25 protein-coding genes are annotated in these 26,475 nt (G+C 49.9%); all 25 read left to right on the forward strand.

Annotated elements, in window-relative coordinates; translation table 11 throughout:
• Window positions 1-34 precede the first annotated feature (34 nt).
• Window positions 35-2,095, forward strand: coding sequence for a chemotaxis protein CheA (locus tag DX130_RS05675; RefSeq protein WP_116043519.1), 2,061 nt, complete (start codon window positions 35-37; stop codon window positions 2,093-2,095).
• A 13-nt stretch (window positions 2,096-2,108) separates the two neighbouring features.
• Window positions 2,109-2,570, forward strand: coding sequence for a chemotaxis protein CheW (locus DX130_RS05680; RefSeq protein ID WP_116043521.1), 462 nt, complete (start codon window positions 2,109-2,111; stop codon window positions 2,568-2,570).
• Between the two features lie 3 nt (window positions 2,571-2,573).
• Window positions 2,574-3,194 (forward strand): chemotaxis protein CheC, encoded by a 621-nt coding sequence (locus DX130_RS05685; protein WP_116043522.1) that lies wholly within the window; start codon window positions 2,574-2,576, stop codon window positions 3,192-3,194.
• Window positions 3,191-3,682, forward strand: a complete 492-nt coding sequence (locus tag DX130_RS05690) for a chemotaxis protein CheD (protein ID WP_116043524.1) — start codon at window positions 3,191-3,193, stop codon at window positions 3,680-3,682. The genes DX130_RS05685 and DX130_RS05690 overlap by 4 nt, the downstream gene beginning before the upstream one ends.
• Window position 3,683: 1 nt before the next feature.
• Complete coding sequence (locus DX130_RS05695) at window positions 3,684-4,133, forward strand: hypothetical protein (protein ID WP_116043525.1); 450 nt, start codon at window positions 3,684-3,686, stop codon at window positions 4,131-4,133.
• Between the two features lie 4 nt (window positions 4,134-4,137).
• Complete coding sequence (locus tag DX130_RS05700) at window positions 4,138-4,923, forward strand: FliA/WhiG family RNA polymerase sigma factor (RefSeq protein ID WP_116043527.1); 786 nt, start codon at window positions 4,138-4,140, stop codon at window positions 4,921-4,923.
• Between the two features lie 15 nt (window positions 4,924-4,938).
• A complete protein-coding gene (locus DX130_RS05705; RefSeq protein WP_116043528.1) occupies window positions 4,939-6,345 on the forward strand; it encodes a DUF342 domain-containing protein in 1,407 nt (468 codons plus the stop codon).
• A 37-nt stretch (window positions 6,346-6,382) separates the two neighbouring features.
• Window positions 6,383-6,709, forward strand: a complete 327-nt coding sequence (locus DX130_RS05710; RefSeq protein ID WP_116043530.1) for a hypothetical protein — start codon at window positions 6,383-6,385, stop codon at window positions 6,707-6,709.
• 36 nt (window positions 6,710-6,745) lie between these two features.
• Window positions 6,746-7,327, forward strand: a complete 582-nt coding sequence (locus DX130_RS05715) for a helix-turn-helix domain-containing protein (RefSeq protein ID WP_116043531.1) — start codon at window positions 6,746-6,748, stop codon at window positions 7,325-7,327.
• A complete protein-coding gene (locus tag DX130_RS05720; protein ID WP_116043533.1) occupies window positions 7,320-7,874 on the forward strand; it encodes a hypothetical protein in 555 nt (184 codons plus the stop codon). Before DX130_RS05715 ends, DX130_RS05720 begins: the two co-directional genes overlap by 8 nt.
• Window positions 7,875-8,287: 413 nt before the next feature.
• The gene (rpsB, locus tag DX130_RS05725; RefSeq protein WP_116043535.1) at window positions 8,288-8,986 is read left to right on the forward strand and encodes a 30S ribosomal protein S2; all 699 of its coding nucleotides are present in this window, start codon (window positions 8,288-8,290) and stop codon (window positions 8,984-8,986) included.
• 113 nt (window positions 8,987-9,099) lie between these two features.
• Window positions 9,100-9,750 carry a translation elongation factor Ts gene (gene tsf, locus DX130_RS05730; protein ID WP_116043536.1) on the forward strand — a complete coding sequence of 217 codons (651 nt, stop codon included), beginning with the start codon at window positions 9,100-9,102 and terminating at the stop codon, window positions 9,748-9,750.
• A 131-nt stretch (window positions 9,751-9,881) separates the two neighbouring features.
• Window positions 9,882-10,610 carry a UMP kinase gene (pyrH, locus tag DX130_RS05735; RefSeq protein ID WP_116043538.1) on the forward strand — a complete coding sequence of 243 codons (729 nt, stop codon included), beginning with the start codon at window positions 9,882-9,884 and terminating at the stop codon, window positions 10,608-10,610.
• Window position 10,611: 1 nt separating this feature from the next.
• Window positions 10,612-11,166 carry a ribosome recycling factor gene (gene frr / locus DX130_RS05740; protein WP_116043539.1) on the forward strand — a complete coding sequence of 185 codons (555 nt, stop codon included), beginning with the start codon at window positions 10,612-10,614 and terminating at the stop codon, window positions 11,164-11,166.
• Window positions 11,167-11,292: 126 nt separating this feature from the next.
• On the forward strand, window positions 11,293-12,057 hold the full coding sequence (locus DX130_RS05745; protein ID WP_116043541.1) for an isoprenyl transferase: 765 nt from the start codon (window positions 11,293-11,295) through the stop codon (window positions 12,055-12,057).
• Window positions 12,058-12,084: 27 nt separating this feature from the next.
• The gene (locus DX130_RS05750) at window positions 12,085-12,879 is read left to right on the forward strand and encodes a phosphatidate cytidylyltransferase (protein ID WP_116045760.1); all 795 of its coding nucleotides are present in this window, start codon (window positions 12,085-12,087) and stop codon (window positions 12,877-12,879) included.
• A gap of 16 nt (window positions 12,880-12,895) precedes the next feature.
• Window positions 12,896-14,035, forward strand: coding sequence for a 1-deoxy-D-xylulose-5-phosphate reductoisomerase (locus DX130_RS05755; RefSeq protein ID WP_116043542.1), 1,140 nt, complete (start codon window positions 12,896-12,898; stop codon window positions 14,033-14,035).
• A gap of 88 nt (window positions 14,036-14,123) precedes the next feature.
• Window positions 14,124-15,398, forward strand: a complete 1,275-nt coding sequence (gene rseP / locus DX130_RS05760; protein WP_116043544.1) for an RIP metalloprotease RseP — start codon at window positions 14,124-14,126, stop codon at window positions 15,396-15,398.
• Window positions 15,399-15,408: 10 nt separating this feature from the next.
• Window positions 15,409-16,857, forward strand: coding sequence for a proline--tRNA ligase (gene proS, locus DX130_RS05765; RefSeq protein ID WP_116043545.1), 1,449 nt, complete (start codon window positions 15,409-15,411; stop codon window positions 16,855-16,857).
• Window positions 16,858-16,902: 45 nt separating this feature from the next.
• Window positions 16,903-21,219, forward strand: coding sequence for a PolC-type DNA polymerase III (locus DX130_RS05770; protein WP_116043547.1), 4,317 nt, complete (start codon window positions 16,903-16,905; stop codon window positions 21,217-21,219).
• A 190-nt stretch (window positions 21,220-21,409) separates the two neighbouring features.
• Window positions 21,410-21,871 carry a ribosome maturation factor RimP gene (gene rimP / locus DX130_RS05775; protein WP_116043549.1) on the forward strand — a complete coding sequence of 154 codons (462 nt, stop codon included), beginning with the start codon at window positions 21,410-21,412 and terminating at the stop codon, window positions 21,869-21,871.
• A gap of 37 nt (window positions 21,872-21,908) precedes the next feature.
• A complete protein-coding gene (nusA, locus tag DX130_RS05780) occupies window positions 21,909-23,006 on the forward strand; it encodes a transcription termination factor NusA (RefSeq protein WP_116043550.1) in 1,098 nt (365 codons plus the stop codon).
• A gap of 38 nt (window positions 23,007-23,044) precedes the next feature.
• The gene (rnpM, locus tag DX130_RS05785; RefSeq protein ID WP_116043552.1) at window positions 23,045-23,362 is read left to right on the forward strand and encodes an RNase P modulator RnpM; all 318 of its coding nucleotides are present in this window, start codon (window positions 23,045-23,047) and stop codon (window positions 23,360-23,362) included.
• Window positions 23,349-23,702 (forward strand): L7Ae/L30e/S12e/Gadd45 family ribosomal protein, encoded by a 354-nt coding sequence (locus DX130_RS05790; RefSeq protein ID WP_116045762.1) that lies wholly within the window; start codon window positions 23,349-23,351, stop codon window positions 23,700-23,702. Before rnpM ends, DX130_RS05790 begins: the two co-directional genes overlap by 14 nt.
• Complete coding sequence (infB, locus tag DX130_RS05795; protein ID WP_116043553.1) at window positions 23,671-26,469, forward strand: translation initiation factor IF-2; 2,799 nt, start codon at window positions 23,671-23,673, stop codon at window positions 26,467-26,469. The genes DX130_RS05790 and infB overlap by 32 nt, the downstream gene beginning before the upstream one ends.
• Window positions 26,470-26,475 lie beyond the last annotated feature (6 nt).

Consider the following 26,475-nt stretch of genomic DNA (forward strand, 5'->3'; position numbering starts at 1 on the left):
CGATTACGATCATTCTAACAGGAGGTGCTAGGAAATGGATATGAACGCGTATTTGTCCATGTTTATCGACGAATCCAACGATCATCTTCAATCCTTGAACGAAAACCTGCTTCAATTGGAAAGTGACCCTGATGATTTAAGTATTGTGCAATCGATCTTCCGTTCAGCGCATACGCTGAAAGGGATGTCGGCCACGATGGGATTTGAAGATTTGGCCGCTTTGACGCATGAAATGGAAAATGTGCTTGATCTGGTGCGCAATAGCAAGCTGAAAATGGACAGCTTTATCTTCGACACGCTGTTCAAGGGGCTGGATGCTCTTGAAGCCATGGTTCAAGATATCGTAGAAGGAGGCACTGGCAAGGCAGATGTCACGTCGATAGTCGCTTCTCTTCAGACCATTATGAAAAGCGACTACAAGAGCGGTGATGCTTCGCCCACAACAGTGCCTGCTGCAGCTGCAGCTCCGTCCATCTCAACTAATGCCGCTCTCCTGGACCAGTTTCAGTCGTCCATTCTGCTGCAATCGATGGAAAGCGGCCATCAGCCGTTCTTCATTCAAGTATCTTTGGAGGAAACTTGCGTACTAAAGGCTGCCCGCGCTTATATGGTTTTTGATCTGTTGGAGCGCAATGGCGAGATTGTGAAGTCAGATCCAGCGGTACAGGATTTGGAGCAAGAAAAGTTTGATCGCTCATTCTCCATCTTTACGATATCGTCTCTGAAAGAGTCGGAGCTGATGGAGCAGATCGGCAACATATCGGAAATTGCGACGGTTCAGGTTACGCCCCTTGATCCGGAATCCCTGGCAGCCCTGACTACAGCGCCAGCGGCTGCGGCAGTTGAGACGATCAGTGCACCTGCGGCGGCGCCTGCAGCGGCAAGTCCGGTGAAGCAAGCGGCAGAGCCGGCCAAGAAGTCGCCACAGGCGTCTGGTGGGGCAGTAGCCAGAACGATTCGCGTCGATATCGATCGTCTGGATACGCTGATGAACTTGTTCAGCGAACTGCTTATCGACCGCGTTCGTCTGGAGCAACTGGCTAGTGAAGTAAAGCGCAACGATCTGACGGAGACGGTCGAGCATATGGCCAGAGTTAGCTCCGATCTGCAAAATATAGTATTGAAATTAAGAATGGTTCCCGTTGATTCCGTGTTCAACCGTTTCCCGAGAATGATTCGGGATCTTGCCAAGTCACTGGACAAGAAGATCGAGCTAGTGATTACAGGTGCAGATACCGAGCTTGACCGCACGGTAATCGACGAGATCGGTGATCCGCTTGTACATTTGCTCCGAAACTCCGTGGATCATGGGATCGAGACGATTGCGGATCGCATCGCTGCAGGCAAGCCGGAAACAGGCACCATTCATCTGCGCGCTTATCATAGCGGCAATCATGTCTTCATCGAAGTGGAAGAAGACGGCAACGGTATTAATCAGGAGAAAGTGCTTAAGATCGCGATTAAAAACGGCGTTCTTACAGAAGAGGCAGGTCGCAACCTGACTCCGGATGAGATCAATATGCTGATCTTTGCTCCAGGATTCAGTACCGCGGATAAAATCTCTGATATTTCCGGACGCGGTGTCGGACTTGATGTCGTGAAGACGAAGATCACTTCGCTTGGCGGCAACGTAACCGTCGATTCGGTATACGGCAGAGGCACGAAGTTCTCGGTCCAATTGCCGCTTACGCTTTCGATTATATCGGCAATGCTCATAAAGCTGGGATCGGAGAAATATGCAATTCCTTTGACTTCAATCGTCGAGACTGGAATCGTGAAGCGTGCCGACATTCTTCAAGTTCATGGCAATCAGATGATACAGTTCCGCAACTCGATCATTCCGCTGGTATCGCTCAGCCGAGTGCTGGAGTCGCCTGATTACGATGAGTCAACAGAAGTTGAGACTGAAATAATCGTGATTCGCAAAGGTGAAAAGTGGGCGGCGATTATGGTAGACGAGTTCATCGGTCAAAGTGAGATTGTTTTAAAGACATTAGGACAATACCTGACTCATATTCATGCGATTTCCGGTGCTACCATTCTGGGCGACGGACAGGTTGCGCTAATCATCGATCCGAATGCACTGATTAAATAAGGAGGGGTTTTCGATGGGAGAAGAATTAAAGGTTATCGTGTTCGCGCTTGGCAAAGAGGAGTATGGGATTGAAGTTGATAAAGTTCGTACGATCGAAAGATTATCACCTATTACTCGCGTGCCGAAGACCGCATCCTTCATTAAAGGAGTCATCAATCTGCGCGGAATCGTAGTTCCTGTCATCGATCTGAGAGGACGATTCAATTTGTCCGAGACAGAGCATACGGAACACTCCCGTATCATTGTCGTTGCCGTTGCTGATCTCGAAGTTGGCTTTATCGTTGACTCTGCGAACGATGTAATCGATATCGATACAGATATGATCGATTCTCCGCCAGAGATCGTAGGCGGCATCAAAGCGAAGTATCTTCGCGGCATTGCCAAGCTCGGGGAAGGACGCTTGCTTATTATGCTGAACCTTTCGGAAGTGCTCAACAAAAACGAAATCATTCAGCTTGAGCAGCTTGAGGTATAGTCTGTGTCGCTATTTGAATCTTTTAAAGCTTTTGAATGGGATGTGCTGAAGGAAGTCGGCAACATCGGGGCGGGCAATGCGGCAACCGCGTTGTCCAAACTGCTGGACAAGCCCGTTGACATGGGGGTTCCGAAGGTTAGCTTGCTCCCATTCGAGGAAGTGGCGGAACGCGTAGGCGGAGCCGAGCAGATCGTAATTGCCGTCTTTCTGAGAGTGGAGGGCGACGCTCCTGGCAATATGTTCTTTATTATCGAGGAGCAGTCCGCCAAACGTATGTTGAATCAGCTTCTATCGATGAACCATCAGGAAGACGAAGGCTATTCAGAGATGGAACTGTCTGCTTTATGCGAAATTGGCAATATACTGGCGGGTTCCTACTTGTCCTCGCTTGCCGATTTCACCCAGCTGCCGATGGTGCCATCCGTTCCTGCAATCGCTCATGATATGGCCGGCGCGATATTAAGCTACGGGTTAATGCAGTACGGAGAAATGGGCGACTCTGCTTTATTAATTGAGACTACGTTTCTGGAGGATCGACAATCGCTTGAGGGACATTTCTTCTTGATCCCCGATCCGGAATCATTTAACAAAATTTTCAAGGCATTGGGAGTCGAGCTGGGATGACAGGGCAAACGTTGGTGAAGGTGGGCATGGCAGATCTGAATATTGCGATGGAAGGTGCCGTTCTGAAAACAACGGGGTTAGGATCTTGCGTTGGCCTGACGCTGTTTGATCCCCAGAGCAAGGTGGCCGGCATGGCGCATGTGATGCTCCCTTCCTCCGAGATCGCTCGCGAGTCGCAGCTTAATATCGCGAAGTACGCAGATACTGCTATTCCGGAGCTGCTGGGCAGGATGGAAGCAGTGGGTGCGCGTTTAGGCCGTATAGAAGCTAAGATGGCGGGCGGGGCCCAAATGTTCGCGCTCGGCGGTTCGGATACGCTTCGAATCGGGCCTCGTAATGTAGAGTCCTGCAAGGTAATCTTGCAGCACTATCGCATCCCGATACTTGGGATGGATACGGGAGGCAATTACGGCAGAACTGTAGAGTTTGACAGTTACAAGGGTATTTTGCTCATCAGAAGCGTGCAGCATGGTGTAAAGGAGATTTAAGATGCAAGGAACTTGGCGATGGAATGTGGTATTCGGCATGACGGGTATAGTTCTGACGGTTCTCTTCTCCATCGGCAACAATCCGTTATCGGTAATCATGCTTAGAAGTCTTTATGCGTTCATTGCGTTTTTTGTGCTTGCGTACCCGATTCGTTATGTTTTGGCTTTTATATTGAAGCCTCCGGCAATGATCGGGGATGTGCAAGAGAACGAAGAGACGAAGGGCAGTTCGCTTGATCTGACAACCCCTGATGAGGGCGAGGATTTAAACGATCTGTTGAAGGCGCAGATGCTGGGAGCTGCAAATCCGGCGGAGCAGGAACAACAGAGCTCCTCCAATCAAGAGGCGGACCCGGCGTTCCGTCCGCTTGCGCCTCCGCAATTTGTATCTACAACTAATAAACAGCCGGAAGATTTGGCGAAGGCATTACGTCACCTGACAGGAGAGTGAGTCGATGGCTGAGCTGAAGACGCCTCATTTGACTAACATCCAGATGTGGCAAGCTTGGAAAGAATACGGTGATATTGAAGCGAAGAAGGCATTGATTGAAACCTATTTGCCTTTGGTCGAATATGTAACGAATCGAATGGCAATCGGACTGCCGAAGAACGTCATAAAGGACGATCTTGCCAGCAATGGCGTCATGGGGCTGATCGATGCGATTGAGAAGTTTGATTACTTGCGCGGACTGCAGTTCGAGACGTACGCTTCATGGCGCATTCGCGGCTCTATTATTGATGGCTTGCGTCAAGGCGACTGGGTGCCGCGTTCCGTTCGTGAGAAAGCAAAACGGGTCGAAGAGGCGTACCAGCATCTGGAGCAGCAATATATGCGCTCGGTTACAGATCTGGAGGTAAGCTCGTACTTGCAAGTATCCGAAAAAGAATTTACCAATATGCTTCAGGACATCTCCGTCGCGACGATCTGCTCACTGGAAGACCCCATCCGCGAAGAAGAATCGGAGACGCGCATGTCGTTGCTTGTAGATGACAAGGCGAAAAATCCGGATTATAAAGTGCATGAGTTTTATTTGAAAGAATCGCTGGTTAAAGGCATTGAACGATTGACGGAGAAGGAAAGAACGGTTGTATCGCTGTTTTATTACGAAGAATTGTCGTTAAGCGAAATTGCGGAAGTGATGTCGCTATCCCCTTCGAGAATCTCCCAGCTCCATTCCAAAGCTATATTGAGGCTGCGTGGAGCGTTGGCTAAACATAAAGATCAACTAATGCAGCATTAGAGAGGAGGGAGTAAGGTGGACAATATTCAATTAGATTCCTATCTGCGTATTCAGACTTCAGCTGACAAGCTGTCTGCCTTCCTAACATTCAGTCGGATAACGGAAGATTTTGTATGTGCTTCTTCGGACATGGAACAATATGTGCGCAGCAAGGGCGTTGTCCATGGACTCCGAATCGATGTGCTGGATCAAATATGCAGAAATCCGCTGGCTTACTGCAGAGAACAGACTCTGATCGCACAAGGGGAAGCTCCTGGAGAAGGAAAGGACGGAGCCATACGCTTCGTCTATGATATGGAGGATAAAAAGCAGCATAAGCCTGCTGAGGATCAAGACGGAAAAGTAGATCTGAAAGAAGTAACGAGGCTGAAAAACGTCATGCGTGGACAATTGATCGCAGAACTAGTGGAGCCGACGTCCGGTTCCTCGGGCAAGATGGTAACCGGTGAACTCATACCTCCGAAGTTCGGCAAGAAAGTCCGATTCAAAATCGGGAAAAATGTTGTGCAAAATGGCGAAATCGCTCTCTATGCGGCGATCGACGGATTGATTACGATTACCGATAAAGGAAAGATCAACGTATTTCCTGTGTATGAGGTGAATGGCGATGTGGATTACAGCATCGGCAATATCGATTTTGTCGGAACGGTTGTTATTCGCGGGAATGTGTTGAATGGCTTCCGAGTGAGGGCTTCGGGCGATATTCGTGTCGTTGGCGGCGTAGAGGGAGCGGAGCTGGAGTCAGACGGATCTATTGAAATTACAGGTGGCATTATGGCGAGCAACAAGGGACATATCAAAGCGGGCCGCAATGTTCGAAGCTCCTTTATACAAGACGGACATGTTTTTGCTGGAGAGGATGTAATCGTCTCGCAAAGTATCATGCATTCAGTCGTCAAAGCGGGTAGAAATGTCATTTGTTCCGGGGCGAAAGGGCTCGTAGTAGGAGGCCTCATACAGGCAGGGGAGCAGGTTGTCGCACGTACGCTCGGCAACGCTATGTCTACTGCGACGGCAATAGAGGTCGGTGTAAACCCACAGCTTCGTGAGGAACTGCTGGAACTCCGTGCTACCATTAAGCAATCCTACGAAAGCAATGAGAAGACCGAGAAGGCGCTTGTCATACTGGATCAAATGGCGGCCGCCGGCCAACTGACGCCTGACAGGCTGGAGCTTCGTGCTAAGCTTAATGCAACCAAGCGGCAGACGAGCGTTTTGGTCGAGGAGTCTAAGGCGCGCATGCTGGAGATCGAGAAAACGCTGGAGGATACCAACCGTTCCAAAATAAATGTAAGCGGAACCGCGTACGGCGGCATCAAAATTGTAATCGGACGTTATACCAAGTTTGTTAAAGACAGCGCTCAGCGTGTTTCCTTCCGATTAATGGATGGAGATGTCGCGATGGTGCCCTATAATCCTTAACACCCCATAAGTCTAAAAAGCGGGAGGTGCGGTTTGAATGACCTTTAAGCCACTGGATCTTCAAATGTCCGTTCCGCGCACGCAGGAGTTTAGCGGTATGCAGCAGCAAGCTGCGCAGCGGCCGCTAACGGAGCAGAACATGCTGGCGAATCAGGCGTCGAAGCAAACGGAAGAGATGCGCAACCAGAATACAGCGGTTGAGAAGTCCTCGAATCCTCAAGTGCGTGCGGATCAAGACGGGGCAAATGATGGCGGATACAAACGGGGAAACCGTAAAAAAGGCGTGGGCACGGAAGAGGAATCGGGAGTCGATGAACCTCCGGTGCATCCGTATAAAGGACATCATCTAGATATTAAGCTGTAGACCAGCAGTATAAGCAAAAGAGGCGGGATGCTACACATGGAACCATGGCAATATATCGTACTCGTTGGAGCGGTCGTCGTTGTAGGCGCCCTCATCATGCCGCGAAAGAAGCCGGACGGCAATGAGGCCCCGCAGTCTGTCCGCAATATGGAGACGGCGCTTGATCAGTTCATGGAAAACATGGAGAAGGACAACGAGCATCTGGTTCAGCTAATTGCGGATTCCCAGCAAGCGGCCAAGCAGGAGGCCAATAGCAAAGATATGCGGATTGCTACATTAGAAGAGCGCTGCGGGCAATTGGAGAAGCTATTGCAAGAAACGCTTGTCAAGCCCGCTGAAGCTCGCATACAGGCGGCGGAGCAGCCTGTCGCTGCCGGCATGGCGGGGCAAGCGGCCTCTGTACCCGCCAATCACCCTGATAGGTACGAAGGGGTGAAAATTGCGATTGAGGATCAGAATCCCAAATCCAACTCGATCCATGATCGCTATTCGGAGTTGTTCCGTCTATACGCGGAAGGAAAATCGATTGAGGCGATTGCCAAAAGACTGGGCATGAATAAAGGGGAAGTTCAGCTTATAATCGGCTTGTCCAAACAGGAGGGTTCGCTCCATGTTTAACAAACGATCCTTTGTGCTGGGGCTTGGCGTTGGCATTATCGTGGGAGTCCTGTTGCTGGAGCTGTTCATGCTGGGACAGAACAGTCAGAATAAGCTGAACATATTGGAGCAGGAGATGAGTCAAGTCAACCTGCAAGAGGAAGGTTTCTCAGGCGGAGAACCAACACCAGATCCCTCCTCCGTGCCGGATCATGTCGCAACGGAAACTCCAGAAGCGACGTTTGAGACGCCGCAAACGGAGAATGAGGCGAGCGAGACGCCAGTTGCCGATGCGCAGACAGAAGTACTGGAGGAGGCTAAGCGAGTCGAGCGATTGATTCGAATCGAACCAGGTTTTGATCTGACCAAAACGTCGGAGCTTCTGCTTGCCAATGACATCATTGATAATGCGCCTGCATTCGTCAAACAAATGAAAGCCAAAAACAAGCAGGCCAGAGCCGGTTATTTTTTGCTTGCAGAGAATGCCGGAATTGAGGGAGCAGTCAAAGGCGTGACCGGACAGCCGATCAGCAAGGCTGATGCGGAGGCCTGGCTTGCCGCTCAATGATCGTTTTCTTATAGAGTTTGTTCAAAAAGTCCATTTTTGATCACGAAGTGGATCAGGAAGCCTATTCGACAGCGAATATGGCATTCAGCCGAAACCTCCGGTGCTCACGTAGCCTCCGCTATGCTACGCTCCTCATTTCCTGGCTTCATCCCGTCTTCTGCGGCGTTTTAAAAAAAACGCATCATCGGAAGCATAAGCTCATGTGCTGAAAACCGGACTTTTTGAACATGCACCTATGACGGAAATGGCAAAGTGTTCTTGCATGGACAAGTTATCTATGATATATTAAATGACGGTGTTAAAATCACACGCAGATCAATTCCGTCAATGGTGCTTTTGCCTGGCGAAAGTTTTGTCGGAAGGCGCGATCTAGCGGAGGGACACACAATAACCATTACAGGAGGTGTTGAAGAATGGCGGTTATTTCCATGAAACAGCTTCTAGAAGCTGGGGTACACTTCGGTCACCAGACTCGTCGTTGGAACCCGAAGATGGATCGTTATATCTTCACAGAAAGAAACGGAATTTACATTATCGACTTGCAAAAAACGGTTAAGAAAGTTGACGAGGCTTACAACTTTGTTAAATCCGTAGCGGCTGAAGGCGGCACTATGCTGTTCGTCGGCACGAAGAAGCAAGCTCAAGATTCGGTTAAAGAAGAAGCAGAGCGTTGCGGCAACTTCTACATCAACCAACGCTGGTTGGGTGGCACGCTGACGAATTTCCAAACCATTCAAAAGCGTATCGACCGTTTGAAACAGCTTGAGAAGTGGGAAGAGGACGGCACGTTCGAAGTTCTTCCTAAGAAAGAAGTTATCATTCTTCGCAAAGAAAAAGACCGTCTTGAGAAATTCTTGGGCGGCATCAAAGGCATGAAGGGCCTGCCAAGCGCGTTGTTCATTATCGATCCGCGCAAAGAGCGCATTGCAGTAGCTGAAGCTCGCAAATTGGGTATCCCAATCGTAGGTATCGTTGATACAAACTGCGATCCGGACGAAATCGACTACGTTATCCCTGGTAACGACGATGCCATCCGTGCAGTTAAGCTTCTTACAGCTAAAATGGCTGATGCAATTATCGAAGCGAACCAAGGCGAGCAAACGACAGCCTAAATTGCAAAAGTATAACATAATTTCGTAACAACAAAGGGTGGTCAGATGGTGCAAACCTCTCACTACCCTTTTTTTGAACAAAATTCCGATGTAAACTTTTAGGAGGGTTATTCATGGCAGTTAGTGCAAGCGCGGTAAAGGAACTTCGTGAGAGAACAGGAGCAGGTATGCTCGATTGCAAAAAAGCGCTGGACGAGACAGGCGGCGACGTAGAAAAAGCGATCGCATTGCTTCGTGAGAAAGGTCTATCTGCGGCAGCGAACAAAGCTGGACGCATCGCGACTGAGGGCGTAGTTGAATCTTACATCCATGCTGGCGGCCGTATCGGCGTGCTGGTTGAAGTAAACTGCGAGACAGACTTTGTTGCAAAAACGGATCAATTCCGTGAATTTGCTAGAGATATCGCGATGCAAATCGCAGCAGCTAATCCGAAATTCGTTCGTCGTGAAGAAGTACCGGGTGACGAAATCGAAAAAGAAAAAGAAATTCTTAAAAACCAAGCTCTTAACGAAGGCAAGCCTGAAAAAATCGTTGAAAAAATGGTTGAAGGCCGTATTTCGAAATACTATGAAGAATATTGCTTGCTTGAGCAATCCTTCATTAAAGATCCAGACAAAACGATCTCCAACCTGCTGAACGAAAAAATCAGCAAAATTGGTGAAAATATTACGATCCGTCGCTTCGTTCGTTATGAGCTGGGCGAAGGCCTTGAGAAAAAAGTCGACAACTTCGTTGAAGAAGTTATGGCTCAAGCGAAACTGTAATCCGAACGCACAGGCGGGGCGGGGCGTCCGCCCCGCCTTCTTTTCTATAAATGGCCTATCGAACAATACTAGCTAACAGGGAATAAAAAAGAGTGTCCTCGCTTGCGGGGTGCATGATGGAGGTAATTACGTTGGAACATCCAGTATTTAAACGCATCGTCTTGAAGGTGAGCGGCGAATCACTATCAGGCCAAGAAGGTTACGGCATTGAAGCTTCCGTCATCTCGTCCATCGCCAATCAAGTGAAGGAAGTCATCGATCTTGGTGTAGAAGTCGCTATTGTTGTAGGCGGCGGCAACATCTGGAGAGGCATAGCCGGCTCAGCCAAAGGCATCGACCGCGCAACAGCGGATTACATGGGCATGCTGGCTACCGTCATGAATTCGCTAGCTCTTCAAGACGCATTGGAGCAGATTGATGTGCCAACCCGTGTACAAACTTCGATTGCCATGCAGCAAATCGCCGAGCCTTATATTAGACGCCGTGCCATTCGTCACCTGGAGAAAGGCCGCGTCGTCATCTTCGCAGCCGGCACAGGCAACCCGTTCTTCTCCACAGATACGACAGCAGCTCTCCGTGCAGCGGAGATCGAGGCTGAAGTGATTCTGATGGCGAAAAACAAAGTAGATGGCGTATATTCCGCCGATCCATTCAAGGACGAAAATGCCGAGAAGTTCGAAGAGCTTACCTATCTGGACATGCTTAACCGCAATCTGGGTGTTATGGATTCGACCGCTTCGTCACTTTGCATGGACAACAACATCCCGCTAATCGTATTCTCCATAACAGAGAACGGAAATATTAAACGGGTCGTGCTGGGAGAGAAGATCGGCACGATTGTGAAAGGAAGTGCTAAATAATATGCCACAGGCGATTAAGAAAAGTGCAGAAGACCGTATGGAAAAAGCGATCGGCGCTCTAAGACGCGATCTATCCACACTTCGCGCGGGCAAAGCAAGCCCGGCACTGATGGACCGTATCCAAGTTGAATATTATGGTGCGCAAACACCGCTGAATCAGCTTGCGAACATCAATACACCGGATTCTCGGACTCTGATGATTCAGCCTTGGGACAAATCATCCCTGTCAGCCATCGAGAAGGCAATCCTGAAATCGGATCTGGGACTTACGCCATCCAATGACGGACTGGCTATTCGCATCTCCGTACCGCCTCTTACCGAAGAGCGCCGCGCCGAGCTGGTAAAAACATCGAAAAAATTCGGTGAAGAAGCGAAGGTAGCGATCCGTAACATTCGCCGCGACGCAAACGATGATGTGAAGAAGCTGGAGAAAACAGATATTTCCGAAGACGAATCCCGTCGCCATCAGGACGATATTCAGAAAGCGACTGACAAGTATATTGCTGAAGTCGAAAAAGTTCTCTCTTCCAAAGAAAAAGAAATAATGGAAGTTTAATTAACGCCAAGCCCCTCCGATAGGTGGGGTTACGTTTTTATTGATCATACCAAAAGGGATGGGTCCTGGGCTCATCCTTGAAGTACTCCGATAGAGAATTGTTCTTATCGGTTGGGAGGAAGCTAGATGATCAAGCGACTTTGGGCTAAACTAAGCGGATCAATCGCACCGAAGCCGGCTTCAATGGAAGAGGGTAATGTGCCTACGCATGTTGCCATTATTATGGATGGGAACGGACGATGGGCCAAGAAACGCGGATTGCCGCGAATGGCGGGTCATCATTCCGGGATGAAGACAGTCAAGCGCATTACGATTGCGGCGGATCGGCTGGGGATAAAATACTTAACGATGTATGCATTTTCTACGGAAAATTGGAAGCGTCCAAAAGCGGAAGTCGATTTTCTGATGAAACTTCCGCAGCAGTTTCTGGAGATAGAGCTGGACGAGTTGATTGCTAACAATGTACAAGTACGTATGATGGGATCTAGGGATAACTTGCCCTCCCATACGATACATGCTTTGGAAGAAGCAGTGAGCAAGACAGCTGGCAATACGGGACTTGTCCTTAACTTTGCTCTTAATTACGGCAGCCGCATTGAAATGTTGGACGCGATCAAACATATTGCGTTGGACGTGAAAAATGGCAAGCTGGATGCAGAGGATATCGATGAAGATGTCATGTCGAGCCGGTTGCTTACATGCGACATTCCAGATCCTGATTTACTGATTCGTACAAGCGGCGAGCTGCGGTTAAGCAACTTCATGCTCTGGCAGCTGGCGTACAGCGAGTTTTGGTTTACGGATGTGTATTGGCCTGAATTCACGGAGAAGCATTTCCATGAAGCCATTGAAACTTATCAACGGCGGGCTCGGAGATACGGGGGATTATAGCATCAAACGACGGAGTGTGACTTGGCATTGAAACAACGATTGATTACAGGTGTGATTGCAGGCGCAGTATTTGTCGCTTTGGCTCTCTTGGGCGGAGCTTACTACACAGGATTGCTGGTGCTGCTTGCTATTATCGGATTTTATGAATATACCCGTATGAACGGGGTTTCCCCGTTTCACCCAACCGCGTTGCTTGGCTTCGCCGGGGTGCTGTACTTCGTTCTTCCGTGGAAGGCGTGGGGTATTGGCATGCCTTCGCCACTTACGGTTTTATGGATGCTGGCGTTTCTTCTGCTTGCCGTCACGGTTGTTACCAAGAACAAAACGACGATAGACGGCGCTTCGCTCATGCTGCTTGGCGCCTTATATGTGGGTTATGGATTTGCAGCGATGATCGAGGTACGCGATATGGGCGAGCATGGCTTGTTCTGGACGTTTCTTTCCTTCGGATGTATATGGGCTTCCGATATTGGCGCTTATTTCACCGGACGAGCGATCGGCAAGACGAAGCTCTGGCCTTCCATTAGTCCAAATAAGACCATTGAAGGCGCGGTTGGGGGTATTGTGTTGTCCTTGGCTGTAGCCGTTGTATTCGCCCTTCTAGGACCAGATACAGCTAGTATTGGGAGAGCGTTGCTGATTGGTATCATTGCGGCGATCGCCGGACAATTCGGTGACCTTATCCAATCCGCATATAAGCGCGTGAGAGACATTAAAGATACGGGCAATTTGCTTCCCGGCCATGGCGGTGTGCTTGACCGCTGTGACAGCTGGTTGATTGTATTTCCGCTATTAGTGCTGACGGAGCTTATCCCAGGTTAACTTGGAGGTACTTTAGTTGAAGAAAATAGCGCTATTAGGCTCAACAGGGTCCATCGGTACACAAACGCTAGATATTGTCAGGCATCAGCCGGACCGCTTCTGCATCGTTGGCTTGTCTGCTGGCAGCAATGTAGACTTGGTCATCGAGCAAGCGAAGGAGTTCAGGCCTGCTTTGGTCAGTCTGGCTACCAAAGAGCTTGCGGAACAGGCACGGTCCTACTTGCCGGAGGGGACGAGAGTCACCTATGGAGAAGAAGGGCTGATCGAAGTAGCTGCGGGAACGGATGCGGATACTGTAGTGACGGCCATAATAGGCAGCAGAGGGCTGCCTGCTACACTAGCGGCTATTCAAGCTGGCAAAACCATTGGTCTCGCGAACAAAGAAACGCTTGTCACAGCGGGTCATATTGTCATGCAGCGCGCTAAGGAACGCGGCGTGTCGGTCTTGCCGATCGATTCCGAACACTCGGCCATCTATCAATGTTTGAATGGTGAGAGACAGGATGATGTGCTCGGCATTACACTGACAGCCTCCGGGGGTTCGTTCCGCGATCGCACACGAGCAGAACTGGCAGATGTCACGGTAGAGGATGCGCTCAAGCATCCCAACTGGTCAATGGGAGCAAAAATTACGATCGACTCGGCTACAATGGTGAACAAGGGACTTGAAGTCATTGAAGCCAAGTGGCTCTTCGGCTTAGACTACGATCAAGTAAGCGTACTTATCCATCCGGAAAGTATTATTCATTCATTTGTTGAATTCAGGGACCATAGCATCGTCGCTCAGCTAGGTATGCCGGATATGCGAGTACCGATTCAATACGCACTGACGTATCCGGAGCGGATTCCTACACCTACCGAACGACTTAGCCTAGCCCAGATTGGGAAGCTTCACTTTAGAGAGATGGACTACGAGCGTTTTCCTTGCCTCAGATTGGCATTCGATTGTGGACGTCTGGGCCAGTCGGCACCGACGGTATATAATGCGGCGAACGAAGTGGCAGTAGCACGCTTCCTGAACAGGGAGATTTCCTTCCTGGATATCGAGCGGGTTCTGGAAACGGTAGTAGAGCGCCATCATGTATGTGATGTCCATGATTTGCAGACCATTGCGGAAGTGGACGAATGGGCTCGCGGGTTAGCCGCGACGGTCTGACCCTGCCGAAAAAGTGGTTCTCTTGTATCGGGCGGGAGAATAATGATAATCTATGTACAGGCCGTAACGAACAGGAGGCAACACGTCTATGGGGATGATACAGGTCGTATTATCGACTGTGCTCGTATTTTTCGTCATTGTGACGATACATGAATGGGGACATTACTTTTTTGCCAAGCGGGCGGGTATTCTCGTCAGGGAATTTGCAATTGGCTTCGGTCCGAAGCTTCTTTCTGTCAAACGCGGCGAAACCAGATACACACTGCGGCTCATACCGGCAGGCGGCTTTGTCAGGATGGCGGGAGAAGATCCTGAGATCGTTGAAGTGCAGCCAGGGCAGACAGTTGCCCTTCGGATAAAGGATAATCAGGTCACGCGCATTTTTCTGGATCGTCTGGATGAGCGGACAGGAACCGTTCGCGGAGAGGTAGAAGACGTTGATCTGGAACGCAAATTATCGATATCCTTGCTTGTAGAAGGAGAGTCCGAACAATACGACGTTCATCCGCAAGCGCTTGTTATTTCCAAGGGCAGAGACACACAGATCGCGCCGATTGACAGGCATTTCGGCAGCAAGTCCGTCGGCAAGAAAGCGATGGCGATATTTGCCGGTCCGATGATGAATTTTATTCTGGCATTCGTGCTCTACGCCGTGTATGCTCAAATGGTAGGTGTGCCAGTAGAGAATCCGGATAAGCTGATCATAAGCTCCATTGAGGAGAAAATGCCCGCAGCCGGAGTAGATCTGAAAAAAGGCGATGTGGTGGAATCCGTAAACGGCATTAAAATCGGTGCGGATTTGGAACGTATGATCGATATTATTGGTAAGTCTCCAGGTGCTCCGGTCGAAATGATTGTGAACAGGGACGGTCAGATACATACGATCAACGTTACACCGAGGGAAAATGAAGCAGGCGTCGGCAAAGTCGGTATTAGCGCTACTAAGCCTATGCGATCTGCTACATTTGGCGAGACGCTAACAAATGCTGCTACATTGATGGAAAATTCAACGAGGTTTATATTCGAGAGCTTTAAAATGCTGGTTACAGGTCAATTCAAGCTTGAGGATTTAGGCGGTCCAGTCAGAACCGCTGATATGACGGCGGAGATTGCGCGTAAAGGGATTGTATACCTCACGTCCTGGACGGCATTGCTAAGCCTGTATCTGGGCATCTTCAATTTGCTGCCGATTCCGGCGCTGGATGGCAGTAGGCTGATTTTCATTGGCCTGGAGGCCATTAGAAGAAAACCGATTGATCCGAACAAAGAGAGCATGGTGCATTTCGTCGGTTTTGCGATGTTGATGCTGCTAATGCTGGTTGTCACCTATAATGATATTTTACGATTAGTTCGAGGGGAGTAGTCTGTCGCTCATGTCAAAGGATAAAGGATTTGTAACGGAAATTACGCCGCAAAGCGAAGATTTCTCGAGATGGTATATTGATGTTATTAAAAAAGCGGAGCTAATGGATTATTCACCAGTGCGCGGTTGTATCGTCTTTCGTCCGGAAGGCTATGAGCTGTGGGAGAATATTCAGCGTGATCTGGATCGCCGCTTCAAGGAAACGGGGCATCGCAACGCCTATTTCCCGCTCTTCATTCCCGAGAGCTTCTTCCAGAAGGAGAAGGAGCACGTCGAGGGCTTTAATCCGGAGCTTCCGTGGGTAACGGAAGCTGCAGGAGAGAAGCTGGAAGAGCGTCTGGCGATTCGTCCGACATCCGAGACGATGATTGGCCATATGTATGCCAAATGGATTCAATCCTATCGCGATCTTCCTGTATTGATCAACCAATGGGCCAATGTCGTCCGTTGGGAGAAACGTACGCTGCCGTTCCTTCGGACAAGCGAATTTCTGTGGCAGGAAGGCCATACGGCCCATGAGACAGAGGAAGAGGCACGTCAAGAAACGATGCAAATGCTTGATGTGTATACAAGCTTCGTAGAGGATTTCCTCGCTATTCCGGTTATCAAGGGCGAGAAGACACCTTCTGAGCGTTTCGCGGGAGCGGTAGACACTTATTCGATCGAAGCGATGATGAAGGACGGAAAAGCAGTGCAAGCGGGAACGTCGCACTACCTCGGCAATAAATTCGCGATTGCGTTCGACATTAAATATCTGGACCGTGAAAATACGCTTCAATTCGCGCACACCACTTCGTGGGGGGTCAGCACGCGTCTGATCGGCGCGCTTATTATGGTTCACGGTGATGACCGCGGTCTGGCGCTTCCTCCGAAGGTAGCGCCGACTCAAGTGATTATGATTCCGATTGGACCGGCGAAGATGCGTGATCAAGTCGTAGGACGTGTGGATGAGCTGTTTGCCGAGCTGAAGAAAGCCGGCGTGCGCGTGCGCGTAGACGATCGCTCCGATGTGAGCCCGGGCTGGAAGTTCAATGAATACGAGATGCGCGGTGTACCGGTCAGACTTGAGCTTGGACCTCGCGATATGGAGAACGGTGTAGTTGTCCTTGTATCCCGTATTACGGGCGAGAAGCGAAACGTGAAGCAGGATAACCTGGTCGCGGAAGTAGAAGCGATGCTGGAGGAAACCCATCAGGAAATGTTCAACCGGGCGAAAGCGTTCCGCGAGGAGAATTCGCGTACGGTCGATACGCTGGATGAGATGAAGGCGTTCCTGGAAGAGCAGCGCGGCTTTGTTGAAGCTGGATGGTGTGGTTCCGCGGCATGTGAGAAACAAGTGAAAGAAGAGACGGGTGCGACTAGCCGCAATATTCCGTTCGAGCCTTCCGTCCACAAGTCCTCTTGCCTTGTATGCGGAGACGAAGCCAAACATACCGTCGTCTTTGCACGCGCTTATTAAGAACTGAATAGGGTTTTCGGTTCGGATCGACAGGAGCTGATTGTGATGAGCCTAACCGGTAACAAGCGACAGCGCTTCGAGCTGCTATTGCAGCAAGCGGGGCTGCCGCAAGAACTTATTCATACGTATTTTCAAGATGGTTATATAGATCAGGTTGTTGTGAGCAACAGCAACCGCGAATGGACGTTTTGCATCCGCAAGACGTCCATGGTTCCTTTACAAGCCTATAACGGACTTTGCCAAGCCGTCAGGATGAAGTTTGAGCATATTGCCGCTGTAACCTTTGTATTTCAATACGATTCCATTGTCGAGACGGAAAATATCGTGATGCAATATTGGCCGCTCTTCATCGAGTGGGCCCAACGGGAAATTGCTTCGGTTAATGGTTGGCTGCAGAAGGCTTCGATCGAGGCGCAAGGTAACAGTATTCATATATCGTTGCTGGACTCGACCGGGCTTGAGCTGGCAAAGAAGAAGAAAGTGGACGATGCTGTTGCCTCTTTTTACAAAACTTACTTTGATCGGGACTGCCAGGTCAAGCTTGCCGTAGGGGAGCAAAGGCAAGAGGTTTATGAAGAGTTTCAGCAAAAAAAGATGCAAGAAGAGCGCGATGCTGTTCAGCAGCTGATGGCTGATGCAATGGTAGAATCGGCTGCGGGCGAGGACAATGGCGAAGAGGTTGTCCGTCTTGCGGTTGGTTATGATATTCGTGAAGAAGCCGTACCGCTTATGAACATTCAGGATGAAGAGAAGAAGATTACGGTGCAAGGCACAGTATTCGGCCTGGATATGAAGGAGCTTCGCAACGGCAGCACGCTATTCACCTTCAATGTTACGGATTTCTCCGATTCCATCGCGATGAAGATGTTCGCGAAAACGAAAGACGATGTGAAGGTTTTGTCGCAGCTGGCGAACGGCAAGTGGATCAAAGCGCGCGGCAGAATTGAGTACGACCGGTTCATGCAGGAGCCTGAGCTTGTCATGATGCCGAATGACCTTCATGAGGTTAATTCTCCACCGGAGCGGGCGGACAAGGCTGAGGAGAAGCGCGTCGAGTTCCATCTTCATACGACGATGAGCACGATGGATGCCGTCACGCCAATCGGTGAATATGTGAAGATGGCGGCAAAATGGGGCCATAAGGCTATCGCTGTAACGGATCACAGCAACATACAATGCTACCCGGATGCGGTGAAGGCTGCCAAGAAGCATGGCATGAAAGTGTTGTTCGGTCTGGAAGCGAATGTTGTCAATGACGCAGTTCCGATGGTGTTGAACTCAAGACCCGATCCACTTGCGACTGCCACGTACATCGTATTCGATATTGAGACGACGGGGCTCTCTGTCGTGAACAACAAAATTATCGAACTTGCCGGCGTGAAAATGCAGGATGGCAAAGAGATTGATCGCTTCTCTACCTTCATTAATCCGCATGAGAAAATTCCTTATCATATTCAGCAGTTGACGAATATTAATGATGACATGGTCAAGGATGCACCGGAACTTGCGCCGAAGCTGCGCGAGTTTATCGCGTTTATCGGGGACGATATTCTGGTTGCGCACAACGCCAGATTCGATATTGGCTTTATCCAGGCCAATTGCAAGTCGTTGGGTTTGCCGGAGGTAACTAATCCCGTGCTGGATACGCTGGAGCTTGCCCGATTTATCCATCCGACGATGAAGAATCATCGGCTCAATACGCTGTCTGACAAATATAAGATCAGTCTGGAAAACCATCACCGAGCCGTTGACGACTCCGTGGCACTCGGCGGTGTGCTGTATGGACTGATTGGACATGCGGCAGAGCGCAACATTAAGGATTTGCATCAGCTGAACGATTATGTAGGACTGGATTTATCGAACGCAAGGCCATTCCATTGCAACATTTACGCTATGAACGCAGTAGGCAAAAAAAACTTATTCAAATTGATCTCATTATCTCATACCCAACATTTTAAACGAGTGGCAACGATTCCGAGAACCAAGCTGGTTGAGCTGCGCGAAGGCTTATTGGTCATTTCCGGCTGCGAAAAGGGCGAGTTTTTTGAGTCTGTTCTTAATAAATCGCAAGAGGAAGCGACGGAAGTTGCGGGATTTTACGATGTGCTGGAAATTCAGCCGATCGACTTCTACATGCATCTTGTCGATAAAGGGCTCGTCGGCAGCCGTGCGGAGATCGAAGGCGCGATGCGGCGCATCTGCGAGATTGCCGATGAGCTTGGCAAGCCCGTTATTGCGACGGGCAATGTGCATTATTTGAATCCTAGAGATAAAATGTACAGAGATATTACGATTCACGGCATTACCGGCTTCAGCCCGCTTAAAGCACAACGCAAGCCAGATGCTCATTTCCGTACAACGGAAGAGATGCTTCAGGAATTTGCCTTCCTTGGCGAGGCAAGGGCTAGACAGGTTGTGATTACGAATACTTCGGAAATTGCCGATCGATTCGAGTCGTATGATATGTTTCCGAGGGAACTGTTCACGCCGAATATCGATGGGGCTGACGAAGAGATTCGCCATACATGCTACGAGACTGCAAAGTCTATGTATGGAGACGATCTTCCTCAGGTCGTGATCGACAGACTGGAGAAGGAACTGGTTCCGATTATCAAGTTCAAATTCTCCGCCAACTATCTGATCTCCGAGAAGCTGGTCAAAAAGTCCAACCGTGATGGTTATTTGGTCGGCTCTCGGGGTTCCGTAGGCTCTTCAGTCGTGGCTACGTTTCTCGGTATCTCCGAGGTTAATCCGCTGCCAGCGCATTACTTATGCCTGAATTCGGAATGTCGGAACAGCGAGTGGTTCCTCGACGGCAGCGTGCCAAGCGGCTTCGACTTGCCAAGCAAGGACTGCCCGAATTGCGGCAAGCCGATGAAAGGCGAAGGCCAAGATATTCCGTTCGAGACGTTCCTTGGTTTCAAGGGAGATAAAGTTCCCGATATCGACTTGAACTTTTCCGGGGAATATCAGCCCATTGCGCATAACTACACAAAAGAGCTTTTCGGCGAGAAAAGCGTGTTTCGCGCAGGTACGATCGGCACTGTTGCGGAGAAGACAGCCTATGGGTTTGCCAAGAAATACGAGGAAGAGCATCAGAAGAAATGGCGCGGCGCGGAACTTGCAAGACTCGCAAGCGGCTGTACCGGCGTCAAGCGGAGTACAGGTCAACATCCCGGCGGCATCGTAGTTGTCCCCGACTATATTGAGGTTGAGGATGTTACGCCGGTGCAATACCCGGCTGATGATACGAACGCGGAGTGGAAAACAACCCACTTCGATTACCATGCCTTCGACGAGAATCTGTTGAAGCTTGATATACTGGGACACGATGATCCCACCATGATGAGAATGCTGCAGGATTTGACCGGAGTCGATCCGACGACCATTCCGATGAATGATCCTAAAGTCATGAGCATGTTCAACTCAACTGCTGCGATTGAGGTGTCAGCGGAGAAGATCAAGTCTTCCGTTGCGACCTACGGCGTTCCTGAGATGGGAACCAAGTTCGTTCGCCAGATGCTTCAAGAGACGCAGCCGTCTTCCTTTGCGGATTTGCTTCAGATTTCGGGATTATCGCATGGAACCGGTGTATGGCTCGGCAATGCTCAAGAGTTGATCAAAAACGGAACATGCAACATCAAAACCGTTATCGGCTGTCGTGACGACATCATGCTTTATTTGATTTACAAAGCAGGAATGGATGCAGGGCTTGCCTTTAAGATTACGGAAAGCGTGCGTAAAGGTAAAGGTTTGACGCAAGAATGGATCGACGAGATGAAGCGCTGCAAGGTGCCGCAGTGGTATATTGATTCATGCCTTCGCATCGAATACATGTTCCCGAAGGCTCACGCCGCTGCCTATGTTATTTCTGCGGTGCGGACAGCCTTCTTCAAGCTTTATTATCCGATCCATTATTATGCGACTTACTTCACGGTGCGTGCGGACGATTTTGATTTGGAGCTGCTGTGTCAAGGGTACGATGCGATTCTTCGCAAGCTGATTGAGATCGAGGCGAAGGGCTTCAACGCGACTCCGAAGGAGAAGAGCATGGTGTCGCAGTTGGAGATGTCGCTGGAGATGACGGCGCGGGGCTTCTCATTCAAGCCGATCGATCTGTACCGTTCCGATGCGATCAAGTTTCAGGTGGACGGCGAATCATTGATTCCGCCATTCGCTGCCATCGCTGGCATCGGCGACAATGCGGCCCGCAATATCGCGGCAGCGCGCAACGACGGCGAATTCCTGTCGATTGAGGATTTCCAGATGAAATCCAAAGCGTCCAAGACAATTATTGAAGTGTTGAACGGTATGGGCTGCTTTAGAGGTTTGCCTGAATCTAACCAACTCTCCTTGTTTTAATCATTAGATTGCCAATTGTTATCATTCGGGATGACTAGAAATCATTTCTTGTCACGTTTATGCGATTATGATATAATTTTTGTGGCAATGATGAGGATAGATTCTTGATGCAGAAGAGTGGGGAAACCCACTCTTTACGTTTTGTATTCGGCAATATCACATTGCAACCTATACAGGAGGTTAACCCAATTTGAGCACATCCAATATCAAATCCGCCATTGAGCCTATGGTACTTCCGTATCTCAATGACAATGGCTTTGAACTGGTCGACATTGAATATATCAAGGAAGGCAGCAACTGGTTTCTGCGCGTTTTTGTAGACAAGGAAGGCGGCATTGACATCGATGAATGCGGACGTATCAGTGAATACGTCAGTGAGCAGCTAGACAACAACGATCCTATCTCCGGTGCCTATTTCCTTGAAGTATCTTCGCCAGGAGCGGAAAGGCCGCTGAAAAAGCCAGAAGATGTGCGTAGGGCGATCGGTAAGTTTGTGTATGTAACTACTTACGAGCCATTCGATAGTTCCAAGGAGTTCGAAGGCACGCTGCTATCGTTTGACGGCGAGATTGCCGTTATTCGCGTAGGCAAAAAAGAGCATAACATTCCTTACGAAAAAATCGCCAGCGCCCGCTTGGCTATCCAATTTTAATTATTGCTTCTATTATGAAAGGGGGAACATCGTTCCAATGAGTATGGATTTTATTGAAGCGTTGCAGGAGATCGAGAGAGATAAAGGTATCGTTAAGGATGTGCTGCTTGAAGCGATAGAGGCTGCTCTAATTTCCAGCTACAAACGTAATTTCAACTCTGCGCAAAACGTAAGAGTCGATATTAACCGTCATACCGGTGTAATTAAGGTATACGCGCGCAAAACCGTTGTTGACGAGGTGCTTGACCCTCGTCTTGAGATTACGGTAGAGGCTTCCCGCGAGGTCAACCCGCATTATCAGCTGGATGACGTAGCGGAGATCGAAGTTACGCCGCGTGACTTCGGCCGCATCGCCGCGCAGACGGCAAAGCAGGTCGTGACACAGCGTATTCGCGAGGCAGAGCGCGGGCTGATCTATAATGCTTTTATCGACAAAGAAGAGGATATCGTAAATGGTATCGTGCAGCGTCAGGATGTGCGCAATCTGTTCGTAGATTTGGGCAAAGTGGAGGCGGTGCTGCCTTTGACGGAGCTAATGCCGACGGACAAGTTTAAGCATGGCGACCGCGTGAAATCGTTTATTACGAAAGTAGAGAATACAACTAAAGGTCCTCAAATCATTTTATCCCGTACGCATCCAGGCCTTCTTAAACGGTTGTTTGAGCTTGAAGTGCCTGAAATCTATGACGGCGTCGTCGAAATTCGCTCCGTTGCACGCGAAGCGGGATTCCGTTCCAAAATCGCCGTTCATTCTCGTAATGATGAAGTAGATCCGGTAGGTTCTTGCGTCGGCCAAAAAGGGATGCGCGTGCAGACGATTGTCGGCGAGCTGAAAGGCGAGAAGATCGATATCGTGCGCTGGTCGGAGAACGTGGAGGAATATGTGGCCAATGCGCTTAGTCCTTCCAAGGTACTTGAAGTTATCGTGTTCGAGCAAGAGAAGATGGCCAGAGTAATCGTACCGGACTACCAGTTGTCGCTGGCAATCGGCATCAAAGGCCAGAATGCAAGACTTGCGGCCAAGCTTACGGGCTGGAAGATTGATATTAAGAGCGAGGCGCAGGCGGAGCAGGAATACGGGCGTCCGAAATCGGCAACGGGAACGATGCATCAGGATTCCGTATCGATCGACTAACCGTCTTGCTGCAATCACGCTGAAAGGGAGGGTGTACGGTGAGACCGAGGAAAGTACCGCTTCGCAAGTGCGTCGCTTGCCAAGAAATGATGCCGAAGAAGGAGCTCATTCGGATCGTTCGCACTCCGGATGGCGAGGTTGGCATCGATTTGACCGGCAAAAAAGCAGGCCGAGGAGCTTATTTGTGCGGAAAAGTCGCTTGCTTCAAGCTTGCGAAGAAATCGAAAGCGCTGGACCGAGCATTAAAACAGCCAGTCGGCGAGCATATATACGATCAACTAGAACAAGATTTTATTGCGGTGGAGGAGCAATTCATCGCAACCAAGGAGCAGACGCCGGATGATGAAGAGAAATAAGGCATTGTCGCAGCTCGGAATGGCGATGAGGGCAGGTAAGCTCATTACTGGTGACGAAATTGTGCTCAAAGCTGTAAGAGCAGGCAAGGCCCATCTCGTTATTCTTGCAGGAGATGCGTCCGACAACACGAAGAAAAAATTTCGAGATAAATGCGGCACCTACGGAATACAACTCGCCGAGGCATTCGATCGAGAGCAGCTAGGAAGGGCGATAGGCAAGCCTGAACGCGTCGTGCTGGCGATTACCGATATGCAATTCGGAAAAATGATTGGAAGTCATCTGAGCCAAAATACGGAGGTGGATCCTATTGAGCAACACACAAGACAGCAAGGACAGTAAAGACAAGCTGCGCGTGTATGAATACGCAAAGTCGCTTAATATGAGCAGCAAAGAAATTATAACGATTCTAAAACGGTTGAATTTGCCCGTGAACAATCATATGAGTGTCATGGAGAACACAATGGTGAATAAAGTGGAAGGATTCTTCCGCGATATTAAAGCCAACGCGGCAGCAAAGCGCGCACAGGAATCAAGCGGTGCAGCGGTATCTGCAGCGCCGGCCTCAGCGAATCGCCAGCAGCCCGCTTCTAGCACTCAAGGCGGTCAGCAAGCAACAACGAATACAACATCTCAAGACAGACAGGGGACAATGAATTCTATTAATACGAAAACACAACCATCAGAGCAGCAACGTGAGCAACGGGAACAAAGACCACAACAAAGCAATCAGGGCGGAGGCACTCGTCCATCCGGTCAAGGGCAACAAGGCAGCAACCGTCCATCCAGTTCAGGACAACAAGGCGGTACTCGTCCAGCAGGTCAAGGACAACAAAGCGGCAACCGTCCATCCGGCGGCGGAGGCGGTTATCAAGGTAATCGTCCATCCGGTCAAGGTCAAGGCGGAGGCACTCGTCCATCCGGCGGTGGAGGCGGTTATCAAGGCAACCGTCCGTCCGGTCAAGGACAGGGAGGTCAAGGCGGCAGCCGTCCAGCGGGTCAAGGCCAAGGCGGAGGCACTCGTCCATCCGGCGGCGGAGGCGGTTATCAAGGCAATCGCCCAGCGGGTCAAGGCCAAGGCGGCGGAGGCAATCGCTCCTTCGGTCAAGGCGGATCCAGCGCTCCATCCGGCAATCGTCCGGCACAAGCGCCGCAAGGTCAAAGCCGCGGATTCGATGCGGGAGCAAACAGATCGCAACCTCGCAGCGGATCTGACGCTGGCAGAAACAATCGCAACAACGGCGGCCAGAAGCGTTTTGAGGATGGACGTCCGGGTTATGGCGGTAATCGCAACAACCGTGGCAAAGGCCGGAACAACAAAGGGCCGCAACAGCCTCCACGCGAGAAAATCGACAACACACCGAAGAAAATTATCGTTCGGGGTACGTTAACGGTTGGCGAATTGGCGAAATTGCTTCATAAGGATGCTTCCGAAGTCATTAAGAAGCTTCTATTCCTCGGCGTAATGGCAACGATCAATCAAGAGATCGATATGGATGCCATCTTGCTTGTAGCAGGTGAATACGGCGTAGAAGTTGAAGTGAAGATTCCGGTTGAAGAAGACGACTTCGAGACTGTGGAAGAGAATGATGAAGAGGAAGCTTTGACCGGCCGTCCTCCAGTTGTTACCATTATGGGTCACGTCGATCATGGTAAAACAACGCTTCTTGATGCGATTCGCCAAACGAACGTAACAGGCGGCGAAGCCGGCGGCATTACGCAGCATATCGGTGCGTACCAAGTTGAAATCAACGGCAAAAAGATTACGTTCCTGGATACGCCGGGCCATGAAGCGTTCACGCTCATGCGCGCACGCGGCGCACAGGTTACAGATATTACAATTATCGTCGTAGCTGCGGATGACGGCATCATGCCGCAAACGGTAGAAGCGATCAACCATGCGAAAGCGGCTGGCGTACCGATTATCGTTGCCGTGAACAAAATTGATAAGCCGGAAGCGAACGCAGATAAAATCAAGCAAGAAATGACGGAGTATGAGCTGGTTCCGGAAGAGTGGGGCGGCGATACGATCTTTGTTGAAGTATCCGCTAAGCAACGCATCAACCTGGAAGGCTTGCTTGAGATGATCCTGCTAGTTGCAGAAATGAACGACTACAAGGCTAATCCGAACAAGCGCGCGAGAGCGACTGTTATCGAGGCTGAGCTGGATAAAGGTAAAGGCCCGGTAGCTCGTATTCTTGTACAACACGGAACACTGAAAATCGGAGATGCTTTCGTAGCCGGCAACTGCTTCGGACGTGTCAGAGCGATGGTGAACGACCGCGGACGCAGATTGAAGGAAGCGGGTCCATCGACTCCGATCGAAATTACAGGTCTGACAGAAGTGCCGCAAGCTGGCGATCCGTTCATGGTATTCGAGGACGAGCGCAAAGCGCGTGCCATTGCAGAGCGTCGTGCAATCAAGCACCGTCAATCTGAGATGGGCGCCAATACGCGCGTTACATTGGATGATCTGTATACGCATATTAAAGATGGAGAGATCAAGGATCTTAACGTCATTATTAAAGCCGACGTTCAAGGCTCCGCAGAGGCGCTCAAAGGCTCCCTGGCGAAGATTGATATCGAAGGCGTACGTGTTAAAATCATTCATAATGGTGTAGGCGCCATTACGGAATCCGATATTATTTTGGCATCCGCGTCGAATGCGATCGTCATCGGCTTTAATGTCCGTCCAGATCCTCAAGCGGAAGCAACAATTGATCAAGAGAAGGTTGACGTGCGTATGCACCGCGTCATCTATAACGTCATTGACGAGATTGAGCAAGCAATGAAGGGCATGCTTGACCCAATCTACAAGGAAGTTGTTATCGGCCATGCTGAAGTGCGCAACGTATTCAAAGTAACGAAGGTCGGCGCAATTGCGGGTTCGATGATCGTCGACGGCAAAATTACGCGTGCTGCTGAAGCAAGAGTTATCCGTGACGGCATCGTTGTGTACACAGGCAAGATCGACACCCTCAAACGGTTCAAGGATGATGCCAAGGAAGTCGCACAAGGCTACGAGTGTGGTATAACGCTTGAACGCTTTAGCGATATTAAAGAGGGAGATATGATTGAAGCGTTCGTCATGGAAACGGTAGAGAGGTGAATTAAA

Origin of the sequence: Paenibacillus paeoniae (assembly GCF_003388735.1) — a bacterium.
GTDB classification, from domain to species: Bacteria; Bacillota; Bacilli; order Paenibacillales; family Paenibacillaceae; genus Pristimantibacillus; species Pristimantibacillus paeoniae.

Coding starts and splice junctions, on each gene's coding strand:
- DX130_RS05675 (WP_116043519.1), top strand. CDS start 35: ATGGATATGAACGCGTATTTGTCCATGTTTATCGACGAATCCAACGAT.
- DX130_RS05680 (WP_116043521.1), top strand. CDS start 2,109: ATGGGAGAAGAATTAAAGGTTATCGTGTTCGCGCTTGGCAAAGAGGAG.
- DX130_RS05690 (WP_116043524.1), top strand. CDS start 3,191: ATGACAGGGCAAACGTTGGTGAAGGTGGGCATGGCAGATCTGAATATT.
- DX130_RS05695 (WP_116043525.1), top strand. CDS start 3,684: ATGCAAGGAACTTGGCGATGGAATGTGGTATTCGGCATGACGGGTATA.
- DX130_RS05700 (WP_116043527.1), top strand. CDS start 4,138: ATGGCTGAGCTGAAGACGCCTCATTTGACTAACATCCAGATGTGGCAA.
- DX130_RS05710 (WP_116043530.1), top strand. CDS start 6,383: ATGACCTTTAAGCCACTGGATCTTCAAATGTCCGTTCCGCGCACGCAG.
- DX130_RS05715 (WP_116043531.1), top strand. CDS start 6,746: ATGGAACCATGGCAATATATCGTACTCGTTGGAGCGGTCGTCGTTGTA.
- DX130_RS05720 (WP_116043533.1), top strand. CDS start 7,320: ATGTTTAACAAACGATCCTTTGTGCTGGGGCTTGGCGTTGGCATTATC.
- rpsB (WP_116043535.1), top strand. CDS start 8,288: ATGGCGGTTATTTCCATGAAACAGCTTCTAGAAGCTGGGGTACACTTC.
- tsf (WP_116043536.1), top strand. CDS start 9,100: ATGGCAGTTAGTGCAAGCGCGGTAAAGGAACTTCGTGAGAGAACAGGA.
- frr (WP_116043539.1), top strand. CDS start 10,612: ATGCCACAGGCGATTAAGAAAAGTGCAGAAGACCGTATGGAAAAAGCG.
- DX130_RS05745 (WP_116043541.1), top strand. CDS start 11,293: ATGATCAAGCGACTTTGGGCTAAACTAAGCGGATCAATCGCACCGAAG.
- rseP (WP_116043544.1), top strand. CDS start 14,124: ATGGGGATGATACAGGTCGTATTATCGACTGTGCTCGTATTTTTCGTC.
- proS (WP_116043545.1), top strand. CDS start 15,409: ATGTCAAAGGATAAAGGATTTGTAACGGAAATTACGCCGCAAAGCGAA.
- DX130_RS05770 (WP_116043547.1), top strand. CDS start 16,903: ATGAGCCTAACCGGTAACAAGCGACAGCGCTTCGAGCTGCTATTGCAG.
- nusA (WP_116043550.1), top strand. CDS start 21,909: ATGAGTATGGATTTTATTGAAGCGTTGCAGGAGATCGAGAGAGATAAA.
- DX130_RS05790 (WP_116045762.1), top strand. CDS start 23,349: ATGAAGAGAAATAAGGCATTGTCGCAGCTCGGAATGGCGATGAGGGCA.